Here is a 24027-nt window from a genome sequence, read left to right on the forward strand (position 1 = left end):
CTAGTTTTTCGTTACCGTCACGATTGGCGCCGACTTGTCAGCCGCGTTGAAGTGGAAGTTGTAATTTCCCGCTTCTGCAATCGCAATTTTGAGGTTTGCACTACCGCCACCGACTTCCATCGTTAGCGCTTTACCAAGCTCAACACTGCCTTCGCCACCGAAGTTGGTGTCTGCTGCCCAGTCTGCGCTCGCAACTTTCATCTCGTAGTTGCCCGCCGCTAGGTCAATGTCTAGCGAGTAAACGTCATTTGCTACATAGCTGAACTTCGCAGTGGAGTCTTGCGCTGGAGTATCCCATGTGGTGATAGTGCCACGTAGGTAAAGTGCTGTTTCACCGAACGTTGGTGCATCTGCTGACTTCGTTACTGAAACGACAGGTTTTTCTACGCTTTCATCTTGAACATGTAACGCGTTCAGAGTGAAGTTGTACTTACCAGTTTCAGCGACAGACAACGTACAGTTTCCCGCAGAGCCTAAGTCTAGTGAGCCAGAAGCCAAATCCGCAGCATCACAACCGATGTTTGGATTTGCCCATCCTGAATCCGCAAATTTGAACTCGTGTTCACCAGCTTCAAGAACGCCAGTTACAGAGTACATGCCATTGCCAATAAAGGTCATCGCCCAGTCACTGCTATCTGACCACTCGTTCATGGTGCCTTTGACGTAAACCACAGTTTCGCCGTAAGGAGGAATGCTCGATACGTCTTTATTGTCCGTGTTTACTGGTAGGCCTGCACCTTGCGCGCCGTCTTGTGGCTGTACGAATACCGCTGTTGTCAGTGCTGGAACTGTGAACGTTTCATTGGCGAAGCTTGCACCTTTCACGATGTCATCCGCAGAGTTTTGTTGAACTTCATGCAGCTCGAAACCAGTTGCGCCAGCAACTTTGAAAGATTTTTCAGTTGATGTTGAGTTCACAACGGCCACGATTGCATCGTAGTTCGAATCCAAATCGGCACCTGCTGATGTGCCATCGTCGATAGACATCACAATCAAGCCTTCTACTTGGTCTTGGCCCACGTTGCGGAAATCAACACGATTCATCACTTCTTGCGCGGTGTCTAAGCGGAACAGTTCGCTTGTACTGCGGATTTTTAGTAGCTCTAGGAATTGTTGCTTCGTCAGCTCGATGTCCGTTGAGTCTGGTTTCGCCGTGCTGTCACCGACGATGGTTTTGATCAACTCCCAGTTTGCACCGTCTTTGTCTTCACGTGGTAGACCAACGTTCCAGTTATTGTCGCTTCCATCGAAGAATACACGGTTGAACCAGTCACCAGAATCGTACGAGTCACGCTGCATTGACTTAGAGCGCAATAGCTCAGAACCCATGTGAATGAACGGAATACCTTGACCTAGCATCACCGTTGATAGTGATACAGACTGCATTCGTGCTCGCTCAGCAGATGAAGTACCTGTCGCAATCTTGTAAGCGTTGTTGTCCCACAGCGTTTGGTTATCGTGCTTAGACACGTAGGAAATGTTCTCTGATGGCACTTTTGTGTAGCCTGCTGGAGCACCATTGTAATCAACATTCTTACCAAGTTTGGTTTCGCCTTTGTAATCCAGAAGGACGTAGTCAGCTAAGTTACCAGCCATACCTAGACGAACCAGATCTTGGTTGTGTAGACGGCCATTCACAGATTCTGCGTCAGTTTTGGTTTCTTCGTTCGGGTAAGCAGCGTTACCAAAGCCTTGGTTGAAGCGAAGTGGGTGCTTACCTTCTGAATCTACACCGCCATCAAACGGGCTTCCGCCACGAACTGCGTCACGCAGACGATCAGAGAAAGTACCGATTTCTGTCCCCGCCATGTTGACTTGTGTTGCTTGATCGAAGCGAGCGTTTTGCGCGACTTCACCGAAGTCCCAGCCTTCGCCGTAGAATAAAGTATTCGGATCAATTTCACGGACTTTTTCAAGTGCGTAAACCATGACATCTTTCGGCTGGTGGCCCATAAGGTCAAAACGGAAACCATCGACTTTATAGTCATCCGCCCACACCATCAATGAGTCAACCATCAGTTTACCCATCATTAGGTTTTCGGTGGCGGTGTTATCACAACAGGTTGAGTTTTCTACGCCGCCAGTGTTGACGTTTAGGCGGTGGTAGTACCCAGGGACAATCTTATCCAGTACTGATTTTTCGTTCACACCAGATGCATTCGTGTGGTTGTACACGACGTCCATGACCAGTTTCAGATCCATTTTATGCGTCGCTTGCACCATTTCGCGGAACTCAAGGATACGTTTAGACCCGTTAGGATCGGTCGCATAACTGCCTTCTGGTACAGTGTAGTGGTATGGGTCGTAACCCCAGTTGAAGCTGTCTAGCATGCGAAGATCGTTCATCAACGCTTGTGCTTTGCCCGTTGTTGGGTCGTAGCTATTTAATACCTCTTCAATCACTTTGCCGTCATCTTCGGTCTCACAAATGGAGGCTTCTGGCTTGATGCCACAAAGTTTACCCACGGTGTCGGTGATATCGACTCGTTTGTCAGCGTCTTCATCCACGGTTGCAATATCAAATGCTGGCAGGATATGTAGCGTTGTTAGGCCAGCATCTTTTAAAGCTTGTAAGTGAGATACAGACTCACGCTCAGGTTCTGTAAGCGCCAGATATTTGCCATCAAGACTTGGTGTGCCTTTGCTGTCGTTAAAGCTGAAATCACGAATGTGTGACTCGTAAAGGACGTGGTCTTCGTCTTTTTTAACCGTTGGGCGTGCGTAGTTTTTCCAATCTTGAGGCATTAAGCTTGGATCATCTAAATCAACCACTTGCGAGTATCGTGAGTTCTTAGACAAGCTCATTGAATATGGGTCTGTTACCAAACGCGTTTCAACGACGCCAGTTGTTGGGTGGTATACCTTAACTTGGTAGCGATAGTATTTGTTGACAACGTTGCTTTGTGCCTCAGAAACCCAGATACCTGTTGCTGGGTCTTCCGTCATGGCAACGGTCGCTTCTTCTGCTAAGTTTTCATCGTAGATTATCAGATCAACATCTTGGGCAGTTGGTGCCCATAGTTTGAAGGTTGCGGCACCGCCTTCCACAATTGCGCCGAGTTCTTGACCAATCGCGTTACCTGCCTTGGAATCGGCAAATACTGCATCGAGAACGCCCGGCTTTTGCACTTCAGTTGCAGAAATGACGTCACCATTTGCGTTGTAAGCTACCATAACGATTTGTGATTTCAGGATCGTGCGTAGAGTCGCGTCATCGACATCAATGCCTGCAGCTTGGAGGCTAGCAAGGTGACGGAAGCGTGATTTCAGACCATCAGATAAATCACCTGCTTTCGTCAACTCAACCGCCGTGCCACCGGAGATTTGCTTGTCTTCATCCATTTTAATGTCGTTGCTGAGGCTGTAGAACAGCTTCATGGAATCCGCATTGGCCGCCGCTTCCCACGCGATGGTGTTGGCATCTAGCCAATGCGCTTTTTGACCATCAATATCAACAGGGCGTTCTTCGATTGGCTCGTAGTAAAGCTCACTGCTGCCGTGGAAGCCAAACAACCCTTTAGATTCGCCGATTTTCGTCAGCTCCACTTTTGAGTTTGCACTGCCGAATGCTTTCTCATCACCTTTGTGCAGAATGAAGTTCATGCATTCGTGTGGGTCAGAGGCATCTGGGTTCACTTTCAGTACGTAGTAAGCACCGTAGGTGTCGTTGATGCCATCGAATGGATGCGGTGCCGACCAATCCGTTCCTGTGCCAGGAATGCCCATTGCGTCTAAATCTGTGCTGGTACAGCCCTCACCGTTCCACAGGTGCAAGCCCCAACCTTCGTAGTCGCTGGCCGTTGAAGCGGACGCCACATCGCGTTTGTAATAAATGACGACCTCGTTCTCTCCCGCAGGGTACAAGCCTGAGTCTGGGTTCGTCGTATCTTCGTTCGTGCTATCACTACCACAACCGCTGATGACTGCGACGGAAATCAAAGGCAGTACGGTTTTGGCAATTGTTGATAATTTAAATGTCTTATTGTCCACGTTTACAAATCCATTGTTATTGAATTGATATTGAGCTGCGCGCTGCCTTCGCTGACTCAGTCATCAAGAAGGTTTCGCACACGCTAGAAAGGCAGATGCCGAAAAAGGAAATGTTCAACTAGATGCTAATACACTGAATCATCAGCAAAATGTGAGAGCAGGCAGTTAAGTTTTTTACAAGTGAAAATTTTCTGTCACAGTCGATTTTGTTCACAAATTAAATAATAAAACAGACGCATAGTGAGAGCTTCTGCACATCATTAAAATGTAAATTTTTATAGGAGGAGCAAGGGGGGATGATAGGGGAGGAGAATATCTCAGCCCCAAAACCGTGATTAAGTTCTATAAAAATCGCAGTGATATTTTTTAATTAAAAATAAGTTGCATTGATATTGAATAAAATACCGCCATTAAGTCTTGGCAAGCTTCAGATTTTCGCTAAGTGGTCGTTATATAATGAAGGTAGTCGGCGTTATGTCGGCGCGTAATCTTAATATTTCCCTGAGAGGGAGATGAATTGGGCCCTGAAACCAAAAGAGGCTATTTATGAGTAGTATGGGCATTGCCATTGCGGCAACTGGCCTTTCACTCGTCCTGATATTTGTGTGGATGATCTCGTTGTCGATGCGGAAACAGAGACTCGAGGCAGAGAGGAAAGCTCGCGAAGCCGCTTATCGAAAGGCGATGCAAAAAGCGCGAGAGCAAGAGCGTAAAGAGCGTGAGTTCAAAGCAGAAACCGGGCATATCCCCACCATTTTATTTCTAGCGAAAGAAGCCGAGAAGGACAACATTCGTCAAGCGCTGTATTGGTATGATAAAGCCGCTAAGTTGGACAACGTGACGGGAATGTACGGTATTGTTCGCTTGAGTGAGCGCATGCGTGAAGATGTGATTTTAAAAGAGCAGGCAAACTTTTGGCGTACCGCCATTGCCGGAATGGAAGGGGATACCGAAGCGAAATTTGCGACAGGCAAAGCGTTGGTTTTTGGTCGCGGAACGGAAAAAAATATTCCCAAAGGTAACCAACTGATTGAAACTGCAGCCGAAGAAGGCTGCATTGATGCCATGCTTTACATGGGTGAATGGCAACTTTCACCAGACAATAGTGCAGGGCGCAGTGCAGATGCGCTTTATTGGTTTATGAAAGCGGCTGAAAAAGACAGTGCGGACGGAAAGATCCAAGTTGGCTTATGTTACCTAAATGGTGTTGGTACAGAAAAAAGCATGGTCAAAGGCTGCTATTGGCTTGAAAGAGCCGCAGAAGGTGGTAGCGCCGAGGCGATGTATCATGCTGGCGAAGCGTGGAAGGACAAAGGTAAAACAGGCAATGCGATTGCTTATGTTTGGTTGTTTCTTGCTGCCAATATGGGGTATCAGCCAGCGCGTACGTTGCGTGACGAAGTGGCAACCAATATTGGTGTTGATGTCGTCGTTGGATTGCAATCCATAGCGAAACCGTTGCAAAGAAAGCTTGCGTCAGGGATGGTGAGAAAGCATTCCATTATTCGGGCGCTGAACAAGGTGTACAAACGCGAAGCGTATTTTCCTGCAGAGGAGGAGCTTAACGCGGTGTTGAGTGACGAAAATAAAGACGATGCTAACGCATGGGATGAAGCATCGGCGCCGAACTTCCAGCCTGACATGACGACCGCAACGACGGAGGGACAGACAACCACATCGTCCACCGAAAAAAAGCTCTCTAAAGAGGCGCTCGATTTCACGCAGAATTTCCTTCAACCATAATTTATCTTATCCATAAGCCTCATAATTGAGGCTTTTCTTTTGCCTTTCTGTCTCAGTATCTCTGTCGATCACAATTACAGACTGTAAACTTATCTAAGCGATTCATTTACTGGGCTGCATACTATTTATTCGATTTTTCAACACATTTTTAGTGCTTCGCTAAGATGGGATATGTTTATCTTCAAATAGAGGGATTTCCCTCTTTATCTACTTCTCCTGTTGGGCTCAAATCAAGTCTCTTCAATTGATAGTAATAATGATTGAAGAGCAATACTTGATGCCCAGAGTAATAGGTGAATAGTATTCATTACTTTATCTAATAATGTAAATTAAAAATTGTATTATAAATCTTAAATTGTGTTTTTATATTTAGGCATGGATTATTGATTTTATAATTAATTAGGCGCAAGATGACGTGCAAAATAAAATAGCATAGATAATATGCAGAATTACACTAGGAAGTAACTTTTTCATTACATGTTTCAGCAGAAATGGAGCGAATTAGTTTGCTCTGTTTTTATTTCTATTAGAGATTTGTGTATGTTGAGAATCATTAGTGCAGATAAATTCATCTCTTCAAGATTTATCTTAGAGTACAGTAAGGCTGAGTTCGCTTCTTTATTAGGCGTTTCCGTTGCTAAGATAAGTAATATTGAAAGTGGAAAATCTTCAATCCCCCCGGTGTACGATTACGCCATTAATTATTTACTTAGTGAGCATCCTTTTAAAGATAGTGCTGTTGACGCTTTATGCTCTCACGAAACGTTAAACTTTGCTTGGCGTATTGACGTCAACACCAAAGTAAAGCGCCTGTCCTGCAAGCGCTGCGATAGCCGAAGGCTGCACGTTATGGCAGGAATGAGTGGGCTGTATTTTGTTGAGTGTATGGATTGTAAACATACCATGTACTCGTCAGGCATGTCTGTAAAGCGTTATCAGCAATGGTCGAATGGTGGAGTCAAGCTAGATAGTCATTTATTCAATTAAGTTGTTTTTTCTTTATATCCAAAGTAAAGAGCCATCAATACATGTGTTGATGGCTCTTTTATTATGTGTTTAAATTTGGTTAAAAGCGAGGTGTTTTAAACTGCAATAATATAATTTAACTTATTATATAGTGATGTAAATCTCAAAACTTTATTTTATTATAATAACCTTCTTTTTAATAATGGGCGTTGTCACATAATTATTGAAGGATCTTTCCTTTTAGGTGCGTTTCAATATCATTGAGATAGAAATTGGAAAGTGATGAAAGTCTCTAAATTTTAATTCGATAAAATAAGTCTTTTAAATATGAAAATTTAATCACGAAATTTGTAATTTGAATTTTAAATAAATATTTCGTTTGTAATATCTGTCCTTGTCATTTTTAAAGAACAAAAAAGAGATATTTCAAATGAAACGTTTAATTATAGGTGTTAGTAATTACATGCCTGAAGACTTTAGCTTATTAGCTGAATCTTTAGATGAACAATTTAACCGTCACTTACTGCCTTTAGAACAAGTTGAATTAACCGACGTTGGTGCAGCTATTATTACGTCAGCAGACATTAAAGCGGGTCTGCACAGAATGATTTCGGAAACAGGGTACGGAATTCCTGTTTTCTTAGTGACCGATGAAACTCCAGTTTCGGCAGAAGATTACGTTTGGTTAACAGGGGTTATTGATTTAGAAAGACAATCTATCGATTACTACTGCCGTCAAATTAATGAAGCCGTGACTAAATATGAGTGTCGTCTGCTCCCTCCTTTCTTCAAGCAATTAACGCACTACGTTGAGATGGGTAACTCGGCGTTTGACTGTCCAGGGCACCAAGGTGGTCAGTTCTTCAAAAAACACCCTGCTGGTAAACAATTCTACGATTTCTTTGGCGAAAGCCTATTCCGTAGCGACTTGTGTAACGCGGACGTGGACTTAGGTGACTTACTGATCCACGAAGGTTCTGCACACCAAGCGCAAGCACACGCTGCAAAAGTATTTAACGCTGACAAAACTTACTTCGTACTTAACGGTACTTCTGCTTCAAATAAAGTGGTGTGTAATGCGCTAGTAACTGAAGGTGATTTGGTATTGTTCGACCGCAATAACCACAAGTCGAATCACCACGGCGCGTTAATCCAAGCGGGTGGTATGCCAGTTTATCTAGAAACGGCGCGTAACCCTTGGGGCTTCATTGGTGGTATGGATGAGCACTGTTTCGATGAAGAGTATATTCGTGCTCAAATCGCGAAAGTATCTCCAGAGCGTGCACGAGATGAACGTCCGTTCCGCCTGGCCATCATCCAGTTGGGGACTTACGACGGTACAATTTATAATGCTCGTTACGTCATGGATAAGATTGGCCACCTTTGTGACTACATCTTGTTTGACTCGGCATGGGTAGGCTACGAGCAGTTCATCCCTATGATGAAAGATTGTTCGCCACTGCTACTGGATCTGAAACCAGAAGATGCGGGTGTGATCGTGACTCAGTCAGTTCACAAGCAACAAGCTGGCTTCTCTCAAACGTCGCAAATCCACAAAAAAGACCGCCATATCAAAGGCCAAGCTCGTTACTGCAATCACAAACGCTTTAACAACGCGTTTATGATGCACGCATCGACATCTCCGTTCTATGCGTTGTTTGCTGCATTGGATGTGAACGCGAAGATCCACGATGGTGAAGCAGGCTTACGTTTATGGAGCGACGCAGTTAAGACAGGTATCGAAGCGCGTAAAGAAATTCTCAAAAGTTGTGAGTTAATTCGTCCGTTCATTCCAAATGAAATTGAAGGTCAACCTTGGGGCAGTTACGACACTGATGTGATCGCGACCAACAAGAAGTTCTTCATGTTCGAGCCAGATGCAAACTGGCACAAGTTTGAAGGTTATGGCGAAGGTCAATACTTTGTTGACCCATGTAAATTGTTGCTAACCACGGCAGGCATTGCCGAAGACGGCAGCTACGCTGATTTCGGTATTCCGGCAACGCTATTGGCGAACTTCCTTCGCGAAAACGGCATCATTCCTGAGAAGTGTGACTTGAACTCCATCTTGTTCCTACTCACTCCTGCAGAAGATATGGGTAAGATCCGTCACCTTGTCGCGCAAATCAACCGATTTGAAAAATTCATTCGTGATGATGCACCTCTCAGTATCGTGCTACCAGGCGTCTACGAAGCGAACAAAGAGCGCTACCGTGGTTACACCATCCGTCAGCTATGTCAGGAAATGCATGACATGTACAAAGAGCTGAACGTGAAACAGCTACAAAAAGCGATGTTCCGCAGTGAATACTTCCCACAAATGGTTCACAAACCAGACGTGGCAACACGTAAATACTTCCGCGGTGAATGCGATTACCTACCACTTAAAGAGGCCGTCGGCCGCGTAGCCGCCGAAGGTGCACTGCCTTACCCTCCAGGCATTATCTGTGTGATCACTGGTGAAATCTGGACTCAACAGGTGGTGGATTACTTCTTATCTCTAGAAGAAGGCATCAACCGATTCCCAGGCTTCGCGCCAGAAATTCAAGGTGTGTACCTTGAAGATGTCGACGGTCGCACTACCGCACATTGCTATGTCCTAAAAGATTAATCTACCCGTTCGCACCACGCTCCGGCGTCGGTGCGAACCGCTTATTCGTGGAGAATAATTTATGAGTACTGAAACTAAAAAAATGTCGGTGGTGCAGTTAACCATTCTGACGTTCATCAATATGGCTGGCTCCGGTATTATCATGCTGCCAAGTAAACTGGCGCAAGTGGGCACCATTTCTGTGTTGTCTTGGCTGATCACGGCAGCGGGCTCTTTGGCGTTGGCTTATGTGTTTGCAAAATGTGGTCGCTTTAGTAAACGTGACGGCGGTATGAACGGTTACGCGTCTTACGCATTCGGTAAATCGGGTGCGTTTATGGCGGGCTGGACTTACGGTTTGTCGCTCCTTATTGCGAATATTGCGATCGCGATTACCTGTGTGGGTTACGGCTCCGCATTTTTTGAAGTGACCCTATCTCCGGTCGAAACCTGTTTGTACACCATCGCCATTCTTTGGATTTGTACTTTCGCTAACTTCGGTGGTGCGAAAATCACAGGTCAAATCGGTACCTTCACGGTATGGGGTGTGATCCTACCGGTATGTTCGCTAGGTATTGTTGGTTGGTTCTGGTTTAACCCAACCATGTACATAGAAGCTTGGAACCCACACCACCTACCATTTGGTGAAGCTGTGAGTGCTTCTATTGCCATGACACTATGGGCGTTTCTTGGTCTTGAATCGGCCTGTGCGAACTCAGAAGCGGTAGAAAACCCAGAGAAGAATGTACCAATCGCAGTATTGGGCGGTACGTTGATTGCTGCGGTGGTTTACATTGTATCGACAAACATCTGTTCTGGTATCGTTGCAAACTCTGAGCTTGCCGCTTCTACCGCACCATTCTCAACCGTATGGTCTGTGATGCTTGGCTCAGCAGCAGGTAAAGCGGTTGCTGGTATGGCGGTAATGGCTTGTGCGGGTTCTCTATTAGGTTGGCAGTTCACTATCGCGTCAGTGTTCAAATCATCTTCTGATGCGGGCTTCTTCCCTAAATTGTTCTCTCAAGTGGACAAACGTGGTACGCCAATCAAAGGTATGGTGGCCATCACGGTTATCCAATCGGTGCTGTCTTTAATGACTATTTCTCCAACGCTGAACGAGCAGTTCGAAGCGCTGGTTAACCTAGCGGTAGTAACGAACGTAATTCCTTACATCCTATGTATGGGCGCAATTTTCATCATGCAGCAAGTGGCGCACGTGCCAGAGCGCGAGATGAAAACCACCAACATTATCGCTCTGATTGGTTCTCTATACAGCTTCTACGCGCTATATGGTTCTGGCTACGAAGCGATGATGTGGGGCTCAATCGTCACCTTCCTAGGCTGGAGTGCTTACGGTCTGATTGCTGCCAAGCATGAGCCTTTAGCAAATTAAAAAATAATAATGAAAGAGCCTTCCCAAACGCGGTGTGGAAGGCTCTTTGTTTTTAGGCGCTTATGCCAAGCCCAAGTCAGAACAAGGCTCTTGGGAATAAATATCCAATGATGTGAAAACTCATTTTCGACATTTGGAGGACGAAAGATGATAAGTCAACCTGTTAAAATCGGTGACGATACCGCCGTAGTCATTCCAAGCGTAATCCTGACTCAACTCGGGATAAGGGAAGGAGATACCCTAGAAATCGCACTGAATAAAGACAAAATGGAAATCAAGAAGATGGTGTTGAAAACCAGCGCTCCAACTTACTCTGAAGAAGTTAACGAGAATTGAGTTAGAGAATCTTGGTTTGTCGGATACACTACTGGTTTCGCAAAACTGGCGCTTGCCGCTGTCTTTGAACTATCGATAACAACAATAAGAGGTAAGGTACTATGCAAGGTATCCTCTCTATACAATCTCATGTTTCTTTTGGTCATGCTGGTAACAGCAGTGCCGTTTTCCCAATGCAACGCATGGGCTTCGAAGTATGGCCGATTCATACCGTTCAATTTTCTAACCACACGCAGTATCAAGAAGGCTGGACTGGGCGAGCGTTTGCGGCTGAAGACATCAGCGAGTTAGTTCGTGGTCTTAGTAACATCGGTGCATTGGAAAAGTGCCAAGCGGTGTTGACGGGCTACCAAGGCAGCGCAGAGCAGTGCCTTGCTGTCGAAGAAACCGTGACGAAGGTGAAGCAAGCGAACCCGAAGGCACTTTATGTTTGCGACCCTGTGATGGGCGCGCCAGACAAAGGCTGTATTGTGGCGCCGGGTATTGCAGAAAACTTGTTAAACCGTCTGATGCCAATGGCAGATGTGATCGTGCCTAACCAGTTCGAGCTAAGCCAATTTGCAGAGATGGAAATCCACTCGTTAGACGATGCGATCACGGCATGCCAACGTGCACTAGCGAAAGGTCCAAAAATAGTGCTAGTGAAGCACCTTTACTGCCTAGAGAATGGCTGCTTCAACATGTTACTGGCAACGCAAGAAGGCATTTACTTAGCGAAGCGCCCTCAGTTTGAGTTTGTCAAACAACCTGTGGGTGTGGGTGATCTTATCTCGGCTATCTTCACCGCTGGATTATTGAAGGGTTGGTCTCCTAAACAAGCTTTCCAACACTGCCATGACGCGTGTTACGGGGTATTAAGCGCCACTTACCATGCCGGGGAGTGGGAGCTGCAAACTATCGCGGCACAGCAAGAGTTTGTTGAGCCAAGTAAGCATTTCTCAATTGAAGAGGTGGCTCTGGCCACCGCGTAATTGAGCGCAAATAATTAGTATATAAAAAAAGGGGAGCCATCATCGGCTCCCCTTTCTATTTATTCTGTCAGTCTTACTGAGCTTTTTGCTGTTCTGATTTACAAACTGCTGCTGTGAAGACAACGTCTGTTGAACTGTTTAGTGCTGTTTCAGCAGAGTCTTGAATCACGCCGATGATGAAGCCAACCGCTACAACCTGCATTGCTACGTCGTTTGAGATACCAAACAGACCACACGCAAGTGGGATAAGTAGTAGCGAGCCACCTGCAACACCTGATGCGCCACATGCAGAAACCGCAGCCACAATACTTAGCAGTAGCGCAGTCAGTAGATCAACTTCAATACCCATAGTGTGCACAGCTGCAAGCGTTAGCGTTGTGATAGTGATTGCAGCACCAGCCATGTTAATGGTCGCACCTAGTGGGATAGATACTGAGTACGTATCTTCGTCCAGTTTTAGCTTCTCACATAGCGCCATGTTTACTGGGATATTCGCCGCACTTGAACGAGTGAAGAACGCGGTTACACCACTTTCACGTAGGCAACGGAATACAAGTGGGTAAGGGTTTTGCTTAGTTTTAACGAACACGATCGCCGGGTTTACAACGAGTGCGATGATCATCATAGCGCCAAGAAGCACCGCCAGAAGGTGTGCGTAGCTTGCTAGTGCGCTAAAGCCTGTTGTTGCGAACGTTGAAGCAACCAGACCAAAGATACCAAATGGTGCAAGACGAATGATAAAGCGAACAATGTGAGACACGCTGTGGCTGAGATCTTCAAACACGGCTTTCGTTGTTGCAGATGCGTGGTGTAGCGCAAGACCCAGACCCACACCCCAAGCAAGAATGCCGATGTAGTTTGCTTCTACCAGTGCGTTTACTGGGTTGTCGACCAGTTTAAACAACAGTGTGCGTAGAATTTCAGCAATACCTTGAGGCGGCGTTGCACCTTCAGCGCCGGTGACAAGCGTTAAATTGGTCGGGAAAAGGAAGCTTAGAACCACTGCTGATAGAGCCGCGAAGAACGTACCCATCAGGTACAGTACAACGATTGGACGCATGTACGTGTGCTGGTTTTTCTTTTGGTTCGCAATTGAAGCGGCAACCAAAATAAACACAAGGATTGGCGCGATCGCTTTAAGAGCACCAACAAAAAGGCTACCAATTAATCCTGCACTTTCGGCATGGCTTGGGGAAATTGTGGCGAGCAAAATACCAAAGACAATACCGACAAGGATCTGGACGACGAGGTTACCACGAGCAAATCGGGCAACGAGGCTGTTGTGTTGCATACATCATTCCTGCAATTTTATGCCAGAGCGAGCAGGGCAATAGTCCATCATTACACGGCGATAATGCCCTTGTATTGCAAGGGGTGAGCATTGCTTCTGGTCACTAAGACACATGATTATCAATTATCCTGTTTTTATAAATTCAGCCATTTTCTTGCTGAATATCACATATCTTAGCTTGGTAATATTTTGTGTCTAGTTTTAGTTTGTTTTTGGATTAAATGTTTACTCAATGTTATTTAAATAAGATTTTTATGTTGAAAATTATCATTAGTTATGAGTAATGGTTTTTAATAAAGTTGTTAAAAAGGAGACTTTCGTCTCCTTTGATTTTATTGACAACTCAAACGTAACAAATCAATAACTTTGTTGGCGCCTGCGCTTATCACTCATGGCATTTCGAGTGAGTTTCCCGAACTGTCGACTTTGAGCTCGTTGCTCTGCCAAAGTCGCGCCGTTAAAGGCTTGTTCTCGCAATAGTTTTTGATAGTTATTGAAACGACGAACCTCCAGTGTGCCATTTTCAATCGCAGCTTGAACTGCACAACCCGGCTCAGTTTGATGCTGGCAATCACCAAAGCGACAACGTTGAGCGAGCCCCTCAATGTCAGAAAATGCCTCACTGACGCCCAGTTCGCAGTCTGCTAGTTGAAGCTCGCGCATTCCCGGAGTATCAATCAAGATGCCGCCATCAGGTAATAGATGGATAGAGCGCGATGTGGTTGTATGTCGCCCTTTGCTATCGTCTTCACGAATATGTCCAGTCGCCTGTTCTTGCTGCCCGAGTAATGCATTCACAAGAGTTGATTTGCCAACGCCTGAAGAACCGATAAAAGCGACGGTTTGTCCTTCTTCGCACCAGCTCATGAGTTTAGAAGCACTCTCTGTTTCTAAGCCGTTGACTGTCTCTATGACTAATAGAGGGTCGAGCTTCTGTACTTGGCTTTTTAGTTCATCAGTATTGTCACACAAATCGGCTTTGGAAAGCACGATGACGGGTTCGACTTCGGCTTCATGAGCCAAGGCGAGATAGCGTTCAATACGACTTAAATTGAAGTCGTCGTTAAGGGAACAGACGATAAAAACGGTATCCACATTTGCGGCGATGAGTTGCTCTGCCACTTTGCTACCTGCTGCTTTGCGGCTAAAGAGGCTCAAGCGATCCAGTAAGCGAACAAATTGCTGATCGTCATTTAAGATAACCCAGTCTCCGACGGTCATATTGGGTAGAGAGTGGTGGGCATTGAGGTGGACTTGCCCCGTTTCTGTCGCCAATAGGTAACCACTTCGGTGATGCGCAATCACACGTGCAAAGATAGTGTCGTCGTAATCGTCTAGTGTCAGTTGTTGCTGAAAAAATGGTTTCCAACCCAATCGTTTTAGTGGGTTTGAAGTTGAAATTAACGTGTCACAAAAAGTATGTGTTTGATTCATTGTTGAATTATCCCAGACGCAAAATAGCGCCTTAATACAAATCGCATTAGGGTCTAATTCGGATAGAGTTGACCCCGGTGAAGACCGGGCAGAGAAGGGGAGTTGTGGCTATGCCACGTAATTGGTGCGGTTAGGGTTACCCTTGCGATGCCCAGTTAGTGTTATTCAATACAATCATCATGTGTCCTCTTCGTTGGTTAATAAGTAAGTGAATTAATTAAGCCAAGAGAGTATAGCCGCCCTTTTTCTTAGAGGGTAGCTATACTGCGAAAATATTAGCTTTGTTTGTTGATGCGCTCTTCCATTATCTGCGAATACGTGTTGGCTTTTAAGCCGTATATGATTTGGACATGACGCTCATCCAGTATCACGACGCCATGCGCGCCATGATTTTTGAGTGCATTTTTATCGATGATGGACGTCGTTCTAAGGGTAAGACGCAGCCGAGTCGCGCATGCTCCAGTTTCTAGCAGGTTTTCTATCCCCCCAATGGCGTCAATGATCGTATCGACGTCTTGTTCGACATTGGGGTTGGTTTGAGTTAGGAAACTGAAAAACTGTTTCAGCACTGACTTAACTGTCATTTGAAGAGCCTTCAGTCGTCAGTTTTGAAATGGCTTCAACAATCGGTGCCGGCGAGAGTGTATGCGGTACCTTGGTGATTAACGTGCCATCCGGCTTCAAGAAGTAAAAGTAAGAGCTGTGATCAAGCGTGTATTTGAGCTCCGAGCCTTCCAATTCTGTCTTGCGGAAAATTACGCCATAGTTGTGTGCCAGAGGTGTGGTTACATCAAGCGGTGCCGATAGGCCTTCAATCATTGGATGGAAGTAATGGGCATATTTCGCCGAGGCATCGGCCTCATCACGCTCTGGATCTAAAGAAATGAACATTGGGCGCAGTTGCGCTTTTTGCGCTTCATCGATCTGATTTAGGGCTCCTGCTAGCATAGCAAGCGAAGTTGGGCAAACATCCGGGCAGCGAGTAAAACCAAAATAGACGACTCGAATACGAGGGTCATTCACATCGAAGATATTGACGGCTTGGTTATTTTCCCCAAACAATACCGTTTGTTGAGACGTGGAACTATCCACTTGCTCTGGCTTCGTTTTCTGATTATCTAAATAGCTTTTTACGCCAAACCCGAGGGCGAAAGCAACTACGAGAAATAGGGACCAATTGCGGCTCATAACGATTCCTTATCTTTGCATTTTTATAGCAGGGTAAACGGTACTCTCTCCATCACTGAGTTCACCAACCCAGGTCATGGCGTCTTGAGTGCAAACCGGCAGAATGATGTCACCTTGATATTGACCGGGAGTGACTTGCTTCAGTAAAAACTTGGGTTCTCCCATCTCCATTTCTCTTCCTGAAAGGCTTAGGACGAGTTGCTCAGCATCGCTTGTGTGCCACTCAACATTCAGAGTAGTAGGGACCAAGGGTTGAGCAGTATCTGCGTTGAGCGTCATCGTAACATTCTCTTGAACGCACGAGGCAGTAGAGAGAAAGCAATACTCATCTATCGGTTTGATCGGAGTGGATGAAGAAAAGCTTTTTAGTAAAGTCGGGGCATAAAATCCCGCAACCAGTGCGGCTGAAACAGCGGCGATTTGTAACACTTTCATTAAGGTTCAGCATTTATCACTTAACATTACCTGCATCGTAGCACAGAAGCGTCATTAGCCAACTCGTGGCCTAGATAAATTGTGCGTTGTGCCTCGATGACAGAGAGCAAAATAACCGCGCGGCTTAGGGGCTGTTGAATCAGCCTATAAAGATTTTCAATTGCGATGATTTTCTCTTAGCCAACAAACAAAAACGAAGCCAATTGGCTCCGTTATTGTTTGTTGATTCCGTATTTATTTGATACCGCAGTTACTTGTCTGAATCTGCGAACTTTTCGAGACTCAAAACCAGCGCAATGGCAGCAAGCATCATCACAACGGCAAGCACTAACTGAGAAGGTTGTGACGTCACGTGTTCAAATTCAAATGGTGATAGGTTGTGCTGTAGCAAGGGCACTTGCTCACCCTTTGAATTGGTGCGCCAAGTGATAGTTTCTTTCCATGGCCAAATCTTTGGCAACGTACCAATCATTAATCCAGTCAAAAACATCAGGGTGAAATCACGGAACTTGCGTAGTAACCACGACAATAAGTGAGAGAAGGACAGTAAACCGATCACGCAGCCAGACAAAAATAGCGCTAATGTATCGACTTGAAAACCTTTCACTGCGGCTAATACAGGAGCATACATGCCAATCAGCAGCAAAATAAAACTGCCAGAGATACCCGGCAAGATCATCGCACAAATCGCGATAGCACCAGCGAATAAGGTGTTAATGGCCGTTGGTTCCATGTGCAGAGGTTTAAGCACGGTGATGCTGTAAGCAAACCCGACACCAACAAGTAGAGTCACAAAACGGATAAGATCACGTTGCTCAACCTGACGAATAATGTGATAGACCGATACCAAAATCAGACCAAAGAAAAATGACCAAAGTGGGATCGGGTGTGTGTCAAGAAGCCAAGTGATCAACTTTGCTAGCGTAGCAATGCTGGTGAAAATACCGGCAAACAGAGCGATAAGGAAGAAACCGTTGATGTGATTAAAGGCGGCTTTAACCCCTTTTTTTCGCCAAATAGAGAAAAGTGATGGGTTAATGCGTCGAATGCTCTCAAGCAGCGTATCGTAAATGCCGGTGATAAACGCGATGGTGCCGCCTGATACGCCAGGAACAACATCTGCTGCGCCCATGGCGATTCCTTTGAAGAAAGTAATTAAGTAGTTCATTGCTCTAATGCTAAGTCGTTTCGATGGCACAGAGTATACAAACATTGCGACGAAAAAAGTATGAAATAGTGCTGTAGCTACTGGGTTTTATATCCAAGTAATTGCTTATTTTTGTTACAGGTTATGAGGTGATTCAAATACAACGATATCTTAATATTTGGTTTACATTATTGAGATGATTAACTGTACTATCAATGGCCACGTTTGTTGCATTATGCAAATGAAATTTGATAATTAAATTTGCGTTTTGCTATATTTTATATAGACAAATTCACTTTATATGAGATCCTGTGCCCAAAAATAAGTCTTTGCATTTTGGCATGATTAATGCATAATACTGCTCGACCCTTCTTAAGCCGAGGGTCACCTAGCCAACTGACGTTGTTAGTGAATACAATTTGTTCACACTAAATATAAGCCAATCGCGATTATTGCGGTTGGCTATTTTTTTATATGAACAACGTTACTTACGTGCTTTGCAAATTGCACTTCCCTCGTTCTAGACTCATAAAAAAGGGCTGACGCATCACGCCAACCCCTTGTATTTCACTTTAGGTTTTAATCTGTTTTCTTGAGCTGATCAGTACCCCATCAACTGGAGTAAATTTTCAGCTGTCACAATGGCCTCTTTACGATTGGCGATATTGAGCTTTTGGTACAAGTTGCGAATGTGGGTTTTAATCGTGGTGCCTGCCACATCAAGCTCTTGCGCGATTTGCTCATTACTGAAACCAGAATAAATCAAACCAAGCACCTGCCACTCACGTTGAGTCAGTGGGCTTGTGCGAACCAGTTCCGGTACGTTAGGGTGGTTTACCAGCTTCTCAATGAAGTCTTCATCAAAGTGAATAGAGCGGCTGCGCTGATTGGACGAAATATCCTTCATCAATTGTTGAGCGCGGTGACGTTCTAGATCGCCTAGCTCATGGCGTAGGCTTAACTTCTCCAGTAGCCCGCCAATGGTGGCGCCATCAATGAGGAAATTACCTACCATCCCCGTCTGGTTTGTCATCACTAACGCTTCTTTTAGCAAAGCTTTTGCTTGCTCTTCGTCTTTTTGACGAGCAGCAAACACCGCTTCGACCACTAAGTTGCGATTAGTATCTGTGATCAGGTTGGTTCGACGAGCTTCACTTTGGAGGAAATCCAATGCTGCGCGCGCTTCGGTATATTGACCTAAGTTGATGTGCGCTCGTGCAATGTTGCGCCATTGCAATTGTGAAAAGTGGTTGCATGCCGATTCAGGACGAACTGCAGTGTTGAGCCATTCTTGCATTGCATCGGTATTCCCGCGCGCTTGCCAAAACAGGATCAACGATAGTGAGGCGTTTGCTGTCCAATCTACGTGGTAAGTCGACTGCTTCATCAAGTGTTGAATGTGCTCAATGAATTTACCGGCTTTGTCTAGCTCGCCACGGCCAACCGCAATACGCGCCAGCATCGAGTAGCTGTGTAAGTGCTTACTTGGCGAATGGTTTTCGAGAATTTGTAGACCTCGGTAGGCACATTCTTCTGCTTCATCAAGTCGGTTCCAGCACCAAAGCACTTGCGCACGAATACGCAGCAAAAACTCGTGCAGAGGAACATGTTGAAGTTGCTGATCTTCAATCAAACGGAATGCGGAATCTTGCAGCTCAAAGGCGGCTTGTACGTAACCTTGCGCAATCAAAATCTCGCTTTGTTGTAAAATCGCCCATAACGCTTGGTGGTAAACTTGGTACTGACGAGCCAGTTTCTCGGTTTGTTGCATCATCGGTAACGCGCGGTCGAGTTTACCTAGCACGTGGTTAACTTCGCCAACAACCGAAGTTGCCACAATGCGGCTACGGTAAATCGTGTTATCAAGTTGGCTAAGTGCTAGCTCCGCTAATTCGAGTGCTTTCTCTGGCTGGTTGCTGTTGATAGCCACTTGAGCAAGCAGCGCGTTTGCTTGACCTTGATAATGAATATCTAACTCAATGTTACGCTTTTTATGCTCATCTTCCGCTTCTTCAAGCAGGTGGCCTACTTGGTTATAACGGTGCTGACTTTGAGCCAACCAAGCTCGGAGCATCGTAAGTTTTGGGTGGCTGAACAGAAGCTCAGCATCCAACTTATTAATTGAGTTTTCCAGTGTGCTGAGCTCGCCTTGGTTAAATATCTTCCAGCCGAATTCGTTTAGAATTTCTACCACCAAGTCTTTATCGTTCGATTTTTGTGCATGGTGAATCGCTTGGTGCGGTGCTTTTTGTTGTAACCAGGCAACAGCTGCATTGCGGTGGAGATCTTTTTCTTGCTGAGGAATACGCGCTTGGCGCTCATGAGACAAAAACTCGCCAAATAAGTTATGGAATCGGAACCAGTTTTGCTCCCCTTCGAGTGGGTAGATGAATAAGCCGTAGCGGTTTAATGATTCGATCAAACCAAGTGCATCTTCGCGTTGGGTGAGGGCAAACACCAACTCATCATTGAAGTGGTCAAGCACGGAAACTTGCATCAAGAAATGACGAGTTTCGTGATCGAGTAGGTCAAATACTTCTTCGACCAGATAATCCCACAAATGCGCGTGATTGAACTGAGATACCGACTCTACGGTTTGTGCCAATGTACGGTTTTGATGTTGCGCTTGCAACGCGATCAACTGCATCGCCGATGGCCAACCTTCCACATAGGTTCTGAGGCTGTTTGCCATGTCTTCGTCGATGCCATCGGCAATACGTTGATTAAAGAAGCGAGTTGTTTCTTCGGTATCGAACGCCAACATCTCGTTACCGATTTCGATCATTAAATCACGAACACGTAAGTTTGCAGTACCCAGAGGCGGCGCTGCACGACTTGTTACCACAACGGTGAGGTTGTCTGGCATGTGTTTTAAGAAGAAACGCATGGATTCATGAATTTCATCGTTGGTGATCAAGTGATAGTCATCAAGCACCACGTAGCACTCTTGATGAAAATCAGCCATTTCCGCGAATACTTCGCTGAATAAAGAACGTAGAGAAGAGATCTGGCGTTTTTCCGCCAGTTTTTGTGCGTTAGAGCAACTGAAGTTGGTGGCTTTGTTTAATGCTTGAAGCAGGTAATTTACAAAGCGAAAGCCGTCGTTATCGCTGTCATCAATGCTGTACCAACCGACGTTTGGTTTATCGGATAGCCACTGCGCTGCCATGGTGGTTTTTCCGTAACCTGCTGGGGAGCGGAATAAAACCAATTTGTAGTAAGACGCTTGCTGTAGTAAGTCCAACACTCGTGGGCGCACGATGGCATTGTGCAGGCGTCCTGGTCGAGTAAGCTTAGATGGAATCCACATTAGTAATTATGTCCTTATTTATGTATACCCAAGTGATTGCGACGTGATCATTTCAGTAAGGCCCCCTCGAAAGCTTCGTCTTACTGAATGATGCCATCAGCATCAAAAACTGCTTGAATGCCGGTTGATGTCGCCTCTTGTTGGGGCTTGCATCCGTCTGAAAAACCATTCCATACGGTCACTTAGATATAAAAGCTAGCGAAAACTAGAAATAACTCACACCACCTAATTCTAGTTTGTATAAAAAGCGTACAATCCTGTGAGCCGTGTGGGATGTTACGACATCAGAAATGTCCGTTACTTTGATCCACTTCCTAATTCTCAAGGGTTGATGGATTTACCATCAACTACGCCCTTTATTTGTGATTCTCGTCACTTAAATATCTTTTGTGTCGAGTGTATTAAGATCTCGTTGCACATCGATTATGAAAAATCTTTCCATGTTAACCAAGTTAATGTGACCAATATTGCAATTTTCACATCATCAGATGAGCGGGCTATAAAAAGCGTCATAAACGGGTTTTAACCTTTCTCATATTCCATTGTGATCAAAATCACTAAGAACTGGAGCAAAGTTCACTTTGTTGAGATTTGGATCACTAACCTAGCAATAGTACCCCCTCTACGCCCTCAGCCCTCCTCCTTCAAAGGAGGAGAATTAGGAGGATGTTTATTCACAGAGGTAAATGCACGATGTATGGCAGATGAATTACCAAAAGACATGAGAATTTCGTAATGAAACCTACTCAACAAAAACAATTTGACAAGAAGTCGTTCCAAGAAAGCGTAAAGAAACACCTATCTGTAACTTACGCTCACACGATTGAAAACGCAGACAGCCGCGCTTGGTACCTAGCAATGGGTCATGCACTGGCTGAGTTCACTACTTTAGATTTGCTTGCTACTGAAGAAGATCCACGCATTAAAAGTGCGAAGAGCGTTAACTACCTTTCTCTAGAGTTCCTTATCGGTCGTTTGACGGGTAACAACCTAATCAGCATGGGTCTGTACGAACAAGTAACAGAAGCAATGGCTGAACTGGGTTACAACCTAACTGACCTGCTAGAAGAAGAACGTGACCCATCATTGGGTAACGGTGGTCTTGGTCGTCTAGCGGCATGTTTCATGGATTCATGTGCGGCACAAGAATTCCCAACCGTCGGTTACGGCTTGCACTACGAATACGGTTTGTTCAAACAGTCTTTTAAAGATGGTCGCCAGCAAGAAGCACCTGACGCATGGCGTGGTGTAGAAGGCTACCCTTGGGAAATTGCTCGTCCAGAACTTGCACAAGAGATCGGTTTCTACGGTCACGTTGAAGTGGTTAACGAGAACGGTAAAGAAGTTCGCAAATGGGTTCCTGGCATGTCTGTAAGAGCAATGCCTTGGGATCTACCAATCGTGGGTTACGAATCAGACACGGTTTACCCGCTACGTCTTTGGGAATGTCAGGCAATTGCACCATTCTCGCTAGCAAGTTTTAACAACGGTGACTACTTCGAAGCGCAGCACGCACTGATCGACGCGGGCAACATCACTAAAGTGCTTTACCCGAACGACAACCACGAGAAAGGTAAAACACTGCGTCTAATGCAACAGTACTTCCACTCAGCTGCGTCTGTACGTGACATCCTACGTCGCCACGAAGCAGCTGGCTACTCGCTAGCGGATCTACCGAAGCAAGAGACTATCCAGCTTAACGATACGCACCCAACGATTGCGATTCCTGAGCTAATGCGCATCCTGATGGACGAAAAAGGTCTAACTTGGGAAGCGGCTTGGGAAATCAGCTCTCAAACATTCGCGTACACAAACCACACGCTACTTCCAGAAGCACTAGAGACATGGCCAGAGTCGCTAATTCAGCACCTACTACCACGTCACATGGAGATCATTTACGAGATCAACCACCGCTTCCTACAAGACGTACGTGCAATGTGGCCGGGTGATATCGCGAAACAACAGAAGCTTTCTATCATCGAAGAAGGTTTCCACCGCATGGTTCGCATGGCAAACCTATGTGTAATTGGCTCTTACGCAGTAAACGGTGTAGCGGCACTTCACTCTGAATTGGTTAAGAAAGACCTATTCCCAGAGTTCCACGAAATGTACCCAACACGTCTACACAACGTAACGAACGGTATTACGCCACGTCGTTGGTTGAAGTTCTGTAACCCAGGTCTTTCTAAGCTAATCACAGAGAAAGTCGGTCCAGAATGGCCAGCGAAACTAGAGCAACTAGAAGGCATCGCTAAGTACGCCACTGACGAGAAATTCCAGAAAGAATTCATGGCAGTGAAGAAAGAGAACAAAGAACGCCTAGCTAACTGGGTGAAAGAGAACATGGGTATCGAACTCGATACTAATGCGATCTTCGATGTTCAAATCAAGCGTCTGCACGAGTACAAGCGTCAGCACTTAGACCTTCTACACGTACTGTCTCTGTACCATCGCATTATTAACGAACCAGGCTTCGAATGTGTGCCTCGCGTTGTGTTCTTCGCAGCGAAAGCGGCACCGGGTTACCACCTAGCGAAAGAAATCATTTTCGCTATTAACAAGATTGCTGAGAAAGTGAACAACGACCCTCGCATCGGCAACAAGCTGAAAGTGGTCTTCATTCCTGATTACCGTGTGAGCATGGCTGAAATTATTATTCCTGCGGCGGACGTATCACAACAAATTTCACTTGCGGGTAAAGAAGCATCAGGTACTGGTAACATGAAGATGGCGCTTAACGGTGCCCTAACGATCGGTACGATGGATGGTGCTAACGTTGAGATTCGTGAAGAAGTAGGCGATGAGAACATCTACATCTTCGGTCTAGACGTTGAAGGTGTGAAAGCGCTGAAAGCTCAAGGTTACAACCCATTTGATTACTACAATGCGGATCACCTACTCAAAGCGTCTATGGACCTACTACTGGGTGAAGAATTCACTCCAGGTCAACCAGGCTTACTGCGTGCAACGTACGACAGCCTACTAGACGGCGGTGACCCGTACTTATGTCTTGCGGACTTCGCATCTTACGTGAAAGCGCACGAAGACATGAGCGAACAATACAAAGACCAAGCTGGTTGGGCGAAGAAAGCCATTCTTAATACCGCCCTTGTCGGCAAGTTCACCTCAGATCGCTCAATTCGCGACTATGTGAACAACATCTGGAAACTAAAAGCGGTTCACCGTTAATAGAACAGAGTTAAGACCAAGGTAGCCAAGCGCTACCTTTGGTC

Annotated in this window: 15 protein-coding genes; 7 read left to right on the forward strand and 8 right to left on the reverse strand. The window is 45.5% G+C overall.

The window, feature by feature from the left end; translation table 11 throughout:
- A complete protein-coding gene (gene pulA, locus ACWYVB_RS07515; RefSeq protein WP_457528579.1) occupies positions 1-3990 on the reverse strand; it encodes a pullulanase-type alpha-1,6-glucosidase in 3990 nt (1329 codons plus the stop codon).
- 546 nt (positions 3991-4536) lie between these two features.
- On the opposite strand from pulA, the gene ACWYVB_RS07520 reads away from it, so the two are divergent.
- The 6 genes from ACWYVB_RS07520 (at position 4537) to pdxY (ending at position 11989) form a co-directional block, all read left to right on the forward strand.
- Positions 4537-5733, forward strand: a complete 1197-nt coding sequence (locus tag ACWYVB_RS07520) for a tetratricopeptide repeat protein (protein WP_046875696.1) — start codon at positions 4537-4539, stop codon at positions 5731-5733.
- A gap of 540 nt (positions 5734-6273) precedes the next feature.
- A complete protein-coding gene (locus ACWYVB_RS07525; RefSeq protein ID WP_457528582.1) occupies positions 6274-6720 on the forward strand; it encodes an XRE family transcriptional regulator in 447 nt (148 codons plus the stop codon).
- Positions 6721-7129: 409 nt separating this feature from the next.
- Positions 7130-9310, forward strand: coding sequence for an ornithine decarboxylase SpeF (speF, locus tag ACWYVB_RS07530; RefSeq protein ID WP_457528584.1), 2181 nt, complete (start codon positions 7130-7132; stop codon positions 9308-9310).
- A 61-nt stretch (positions 9311-9371) separates the two neighbouring features.
- Complete coding sequence (gene potE, locus ACWYVB_RS07535; protein ID WP_046875697.1) at positions 9372-10682, forward strand: putrescine-ornithine antiporter; 1311 nt, start codon at positions 9372-9374, stop codon at positions 10680-10682.
- A 147-nt stretch (positions 10683-10829) separates the two neighbouring features.
- A complete protein-coding gene (locus tag ACWYVB_RS07540) occupies positions 10830-11018 on the forward strand; it encodes an AbrB/MazE/SpoVT family DNA-binding domain-containing protein (RefSeq protein WP_005396772.1) in 189 nt (62 codons plus the stop codon).
- A 101-nt stretch (positions 11019-11119) separates the two neighbouring features.
- Entirely contained in the window at positions 11120-11989 is an 870-nt protein-coding gene (gene pdxY / locus ACWYVB_RS07545; protein ID WP_046875698.1) for a pyridoxal kinase PdxY, read from the forward strand.
- A gap of 73 nt (positions 11990-12062) precedes the next feature.
- Here the strand turns inward: pdxY and sstT are convergent, their stop codons facing one another.
- The 7 genes from sstT to malT form a co-directional block, all read right to left on the reverse strand.
- Positions 12063-13280 carry a serine/threonine transporter SstT gene (gene sstT / locus ACWYVB_RS07550; protein ID WP_005396770.1) on the reverse strand — a complete coding sequence of 406 codons (1218 nt, stop codon included), beginning with the start codon at positions 13278-13280 and terminating at the stop codon, positions 12063-12065.
- Between the two features lie 357 nt (positions 13281-13637).
- Complete coding sequence (rsgA, locus tag ACWYVB_RS07555; protein WP_046875699.1) at positions 13638-14714, reverse strand: ribosome small subunit-dependent GTPase A; 1077 nt, start codon at positions 14712-14714, stop codon at positions 13638-13640.
- A 275-nt stretch (positions 14715-14989) separates the two neighbouring features.
- Positions 14990-15298: a PTS transporter subunit EIIB gene (locus ACWYVB_RS07560; protein WP_046875700.1), complete on the reverse strand. Its 309-nt coding sequence runs from the start codon at positions 15296-15298 to the stop codon at positions 14990-14992.
- Positions 15288-15902, reverse strand: coding sequence for an SCO family protein (locus ACWYVB_RS07565; protein WP_006740812.1), 615 nt, complete (start codon positions 15900-15902; stop codon positions 15288-15290). Before ACWYVB_RS07565 ends, ACWYVB_RS07560 begins: the two co-directional genes overlap by 11 nt.
- A gap of 9 nt (positions 15903-15911) precedes the next feature.
- Positions 15912-16337: a hypothetical protein gene (locus tag ACWYVB_RS07570; protein WP_046875701.1), complete on the reverse strand. Its 426-nt coding sequence runs from the start codon at positions 16335-16337 to the stop codon at positions 15912-15914.
- A gap of 250 nt (positions 16338-16587) precedes the next feature.
- Entirely contained in the window at positions 16588-17505 is a 918-nt protein-coding gene (locus ACWYVB_RS07575; RefSeq protein ID WP_041853110.1) for a polyprenyl-phosphate transporter, read from the reverse strand.
- A gap of 580 nt (positions 17506-18085) precedes the next feature.
- Positions 18086-20794 (reverse strand): HTH-type transcriptional regulator MalT, encoded by a 2709-nt coding sequence (malT, locus tag ACWYVB_RS07580; RefSeq protein ID WP_182019586.1) that lies wholly within the window; start codon positions 20792-20794, stop codon positions 18086-18088.
- Between the two features lie 735 nt (positions 20795-21529).
- Between malT and ACWYVB_RS07585 the strand changes: the two genes are divergently transcribed.
- Complete coding sequence (locus ACWYVB_RS07585; protein ID WP_182019584.1) at positions 21530-23983, forward strand: glycogen/starch/alpha-glucan phosphorylase; 2454 nt, start codon at positions 21530-21532, stop codon at positions 23981-23983.
- The last annotated feature ends 44 nt before the right edge of the window (positions 23984-24027 follow it).

This window comes from Vibrio sp. JZG10 (assembly GCF_054064075.1).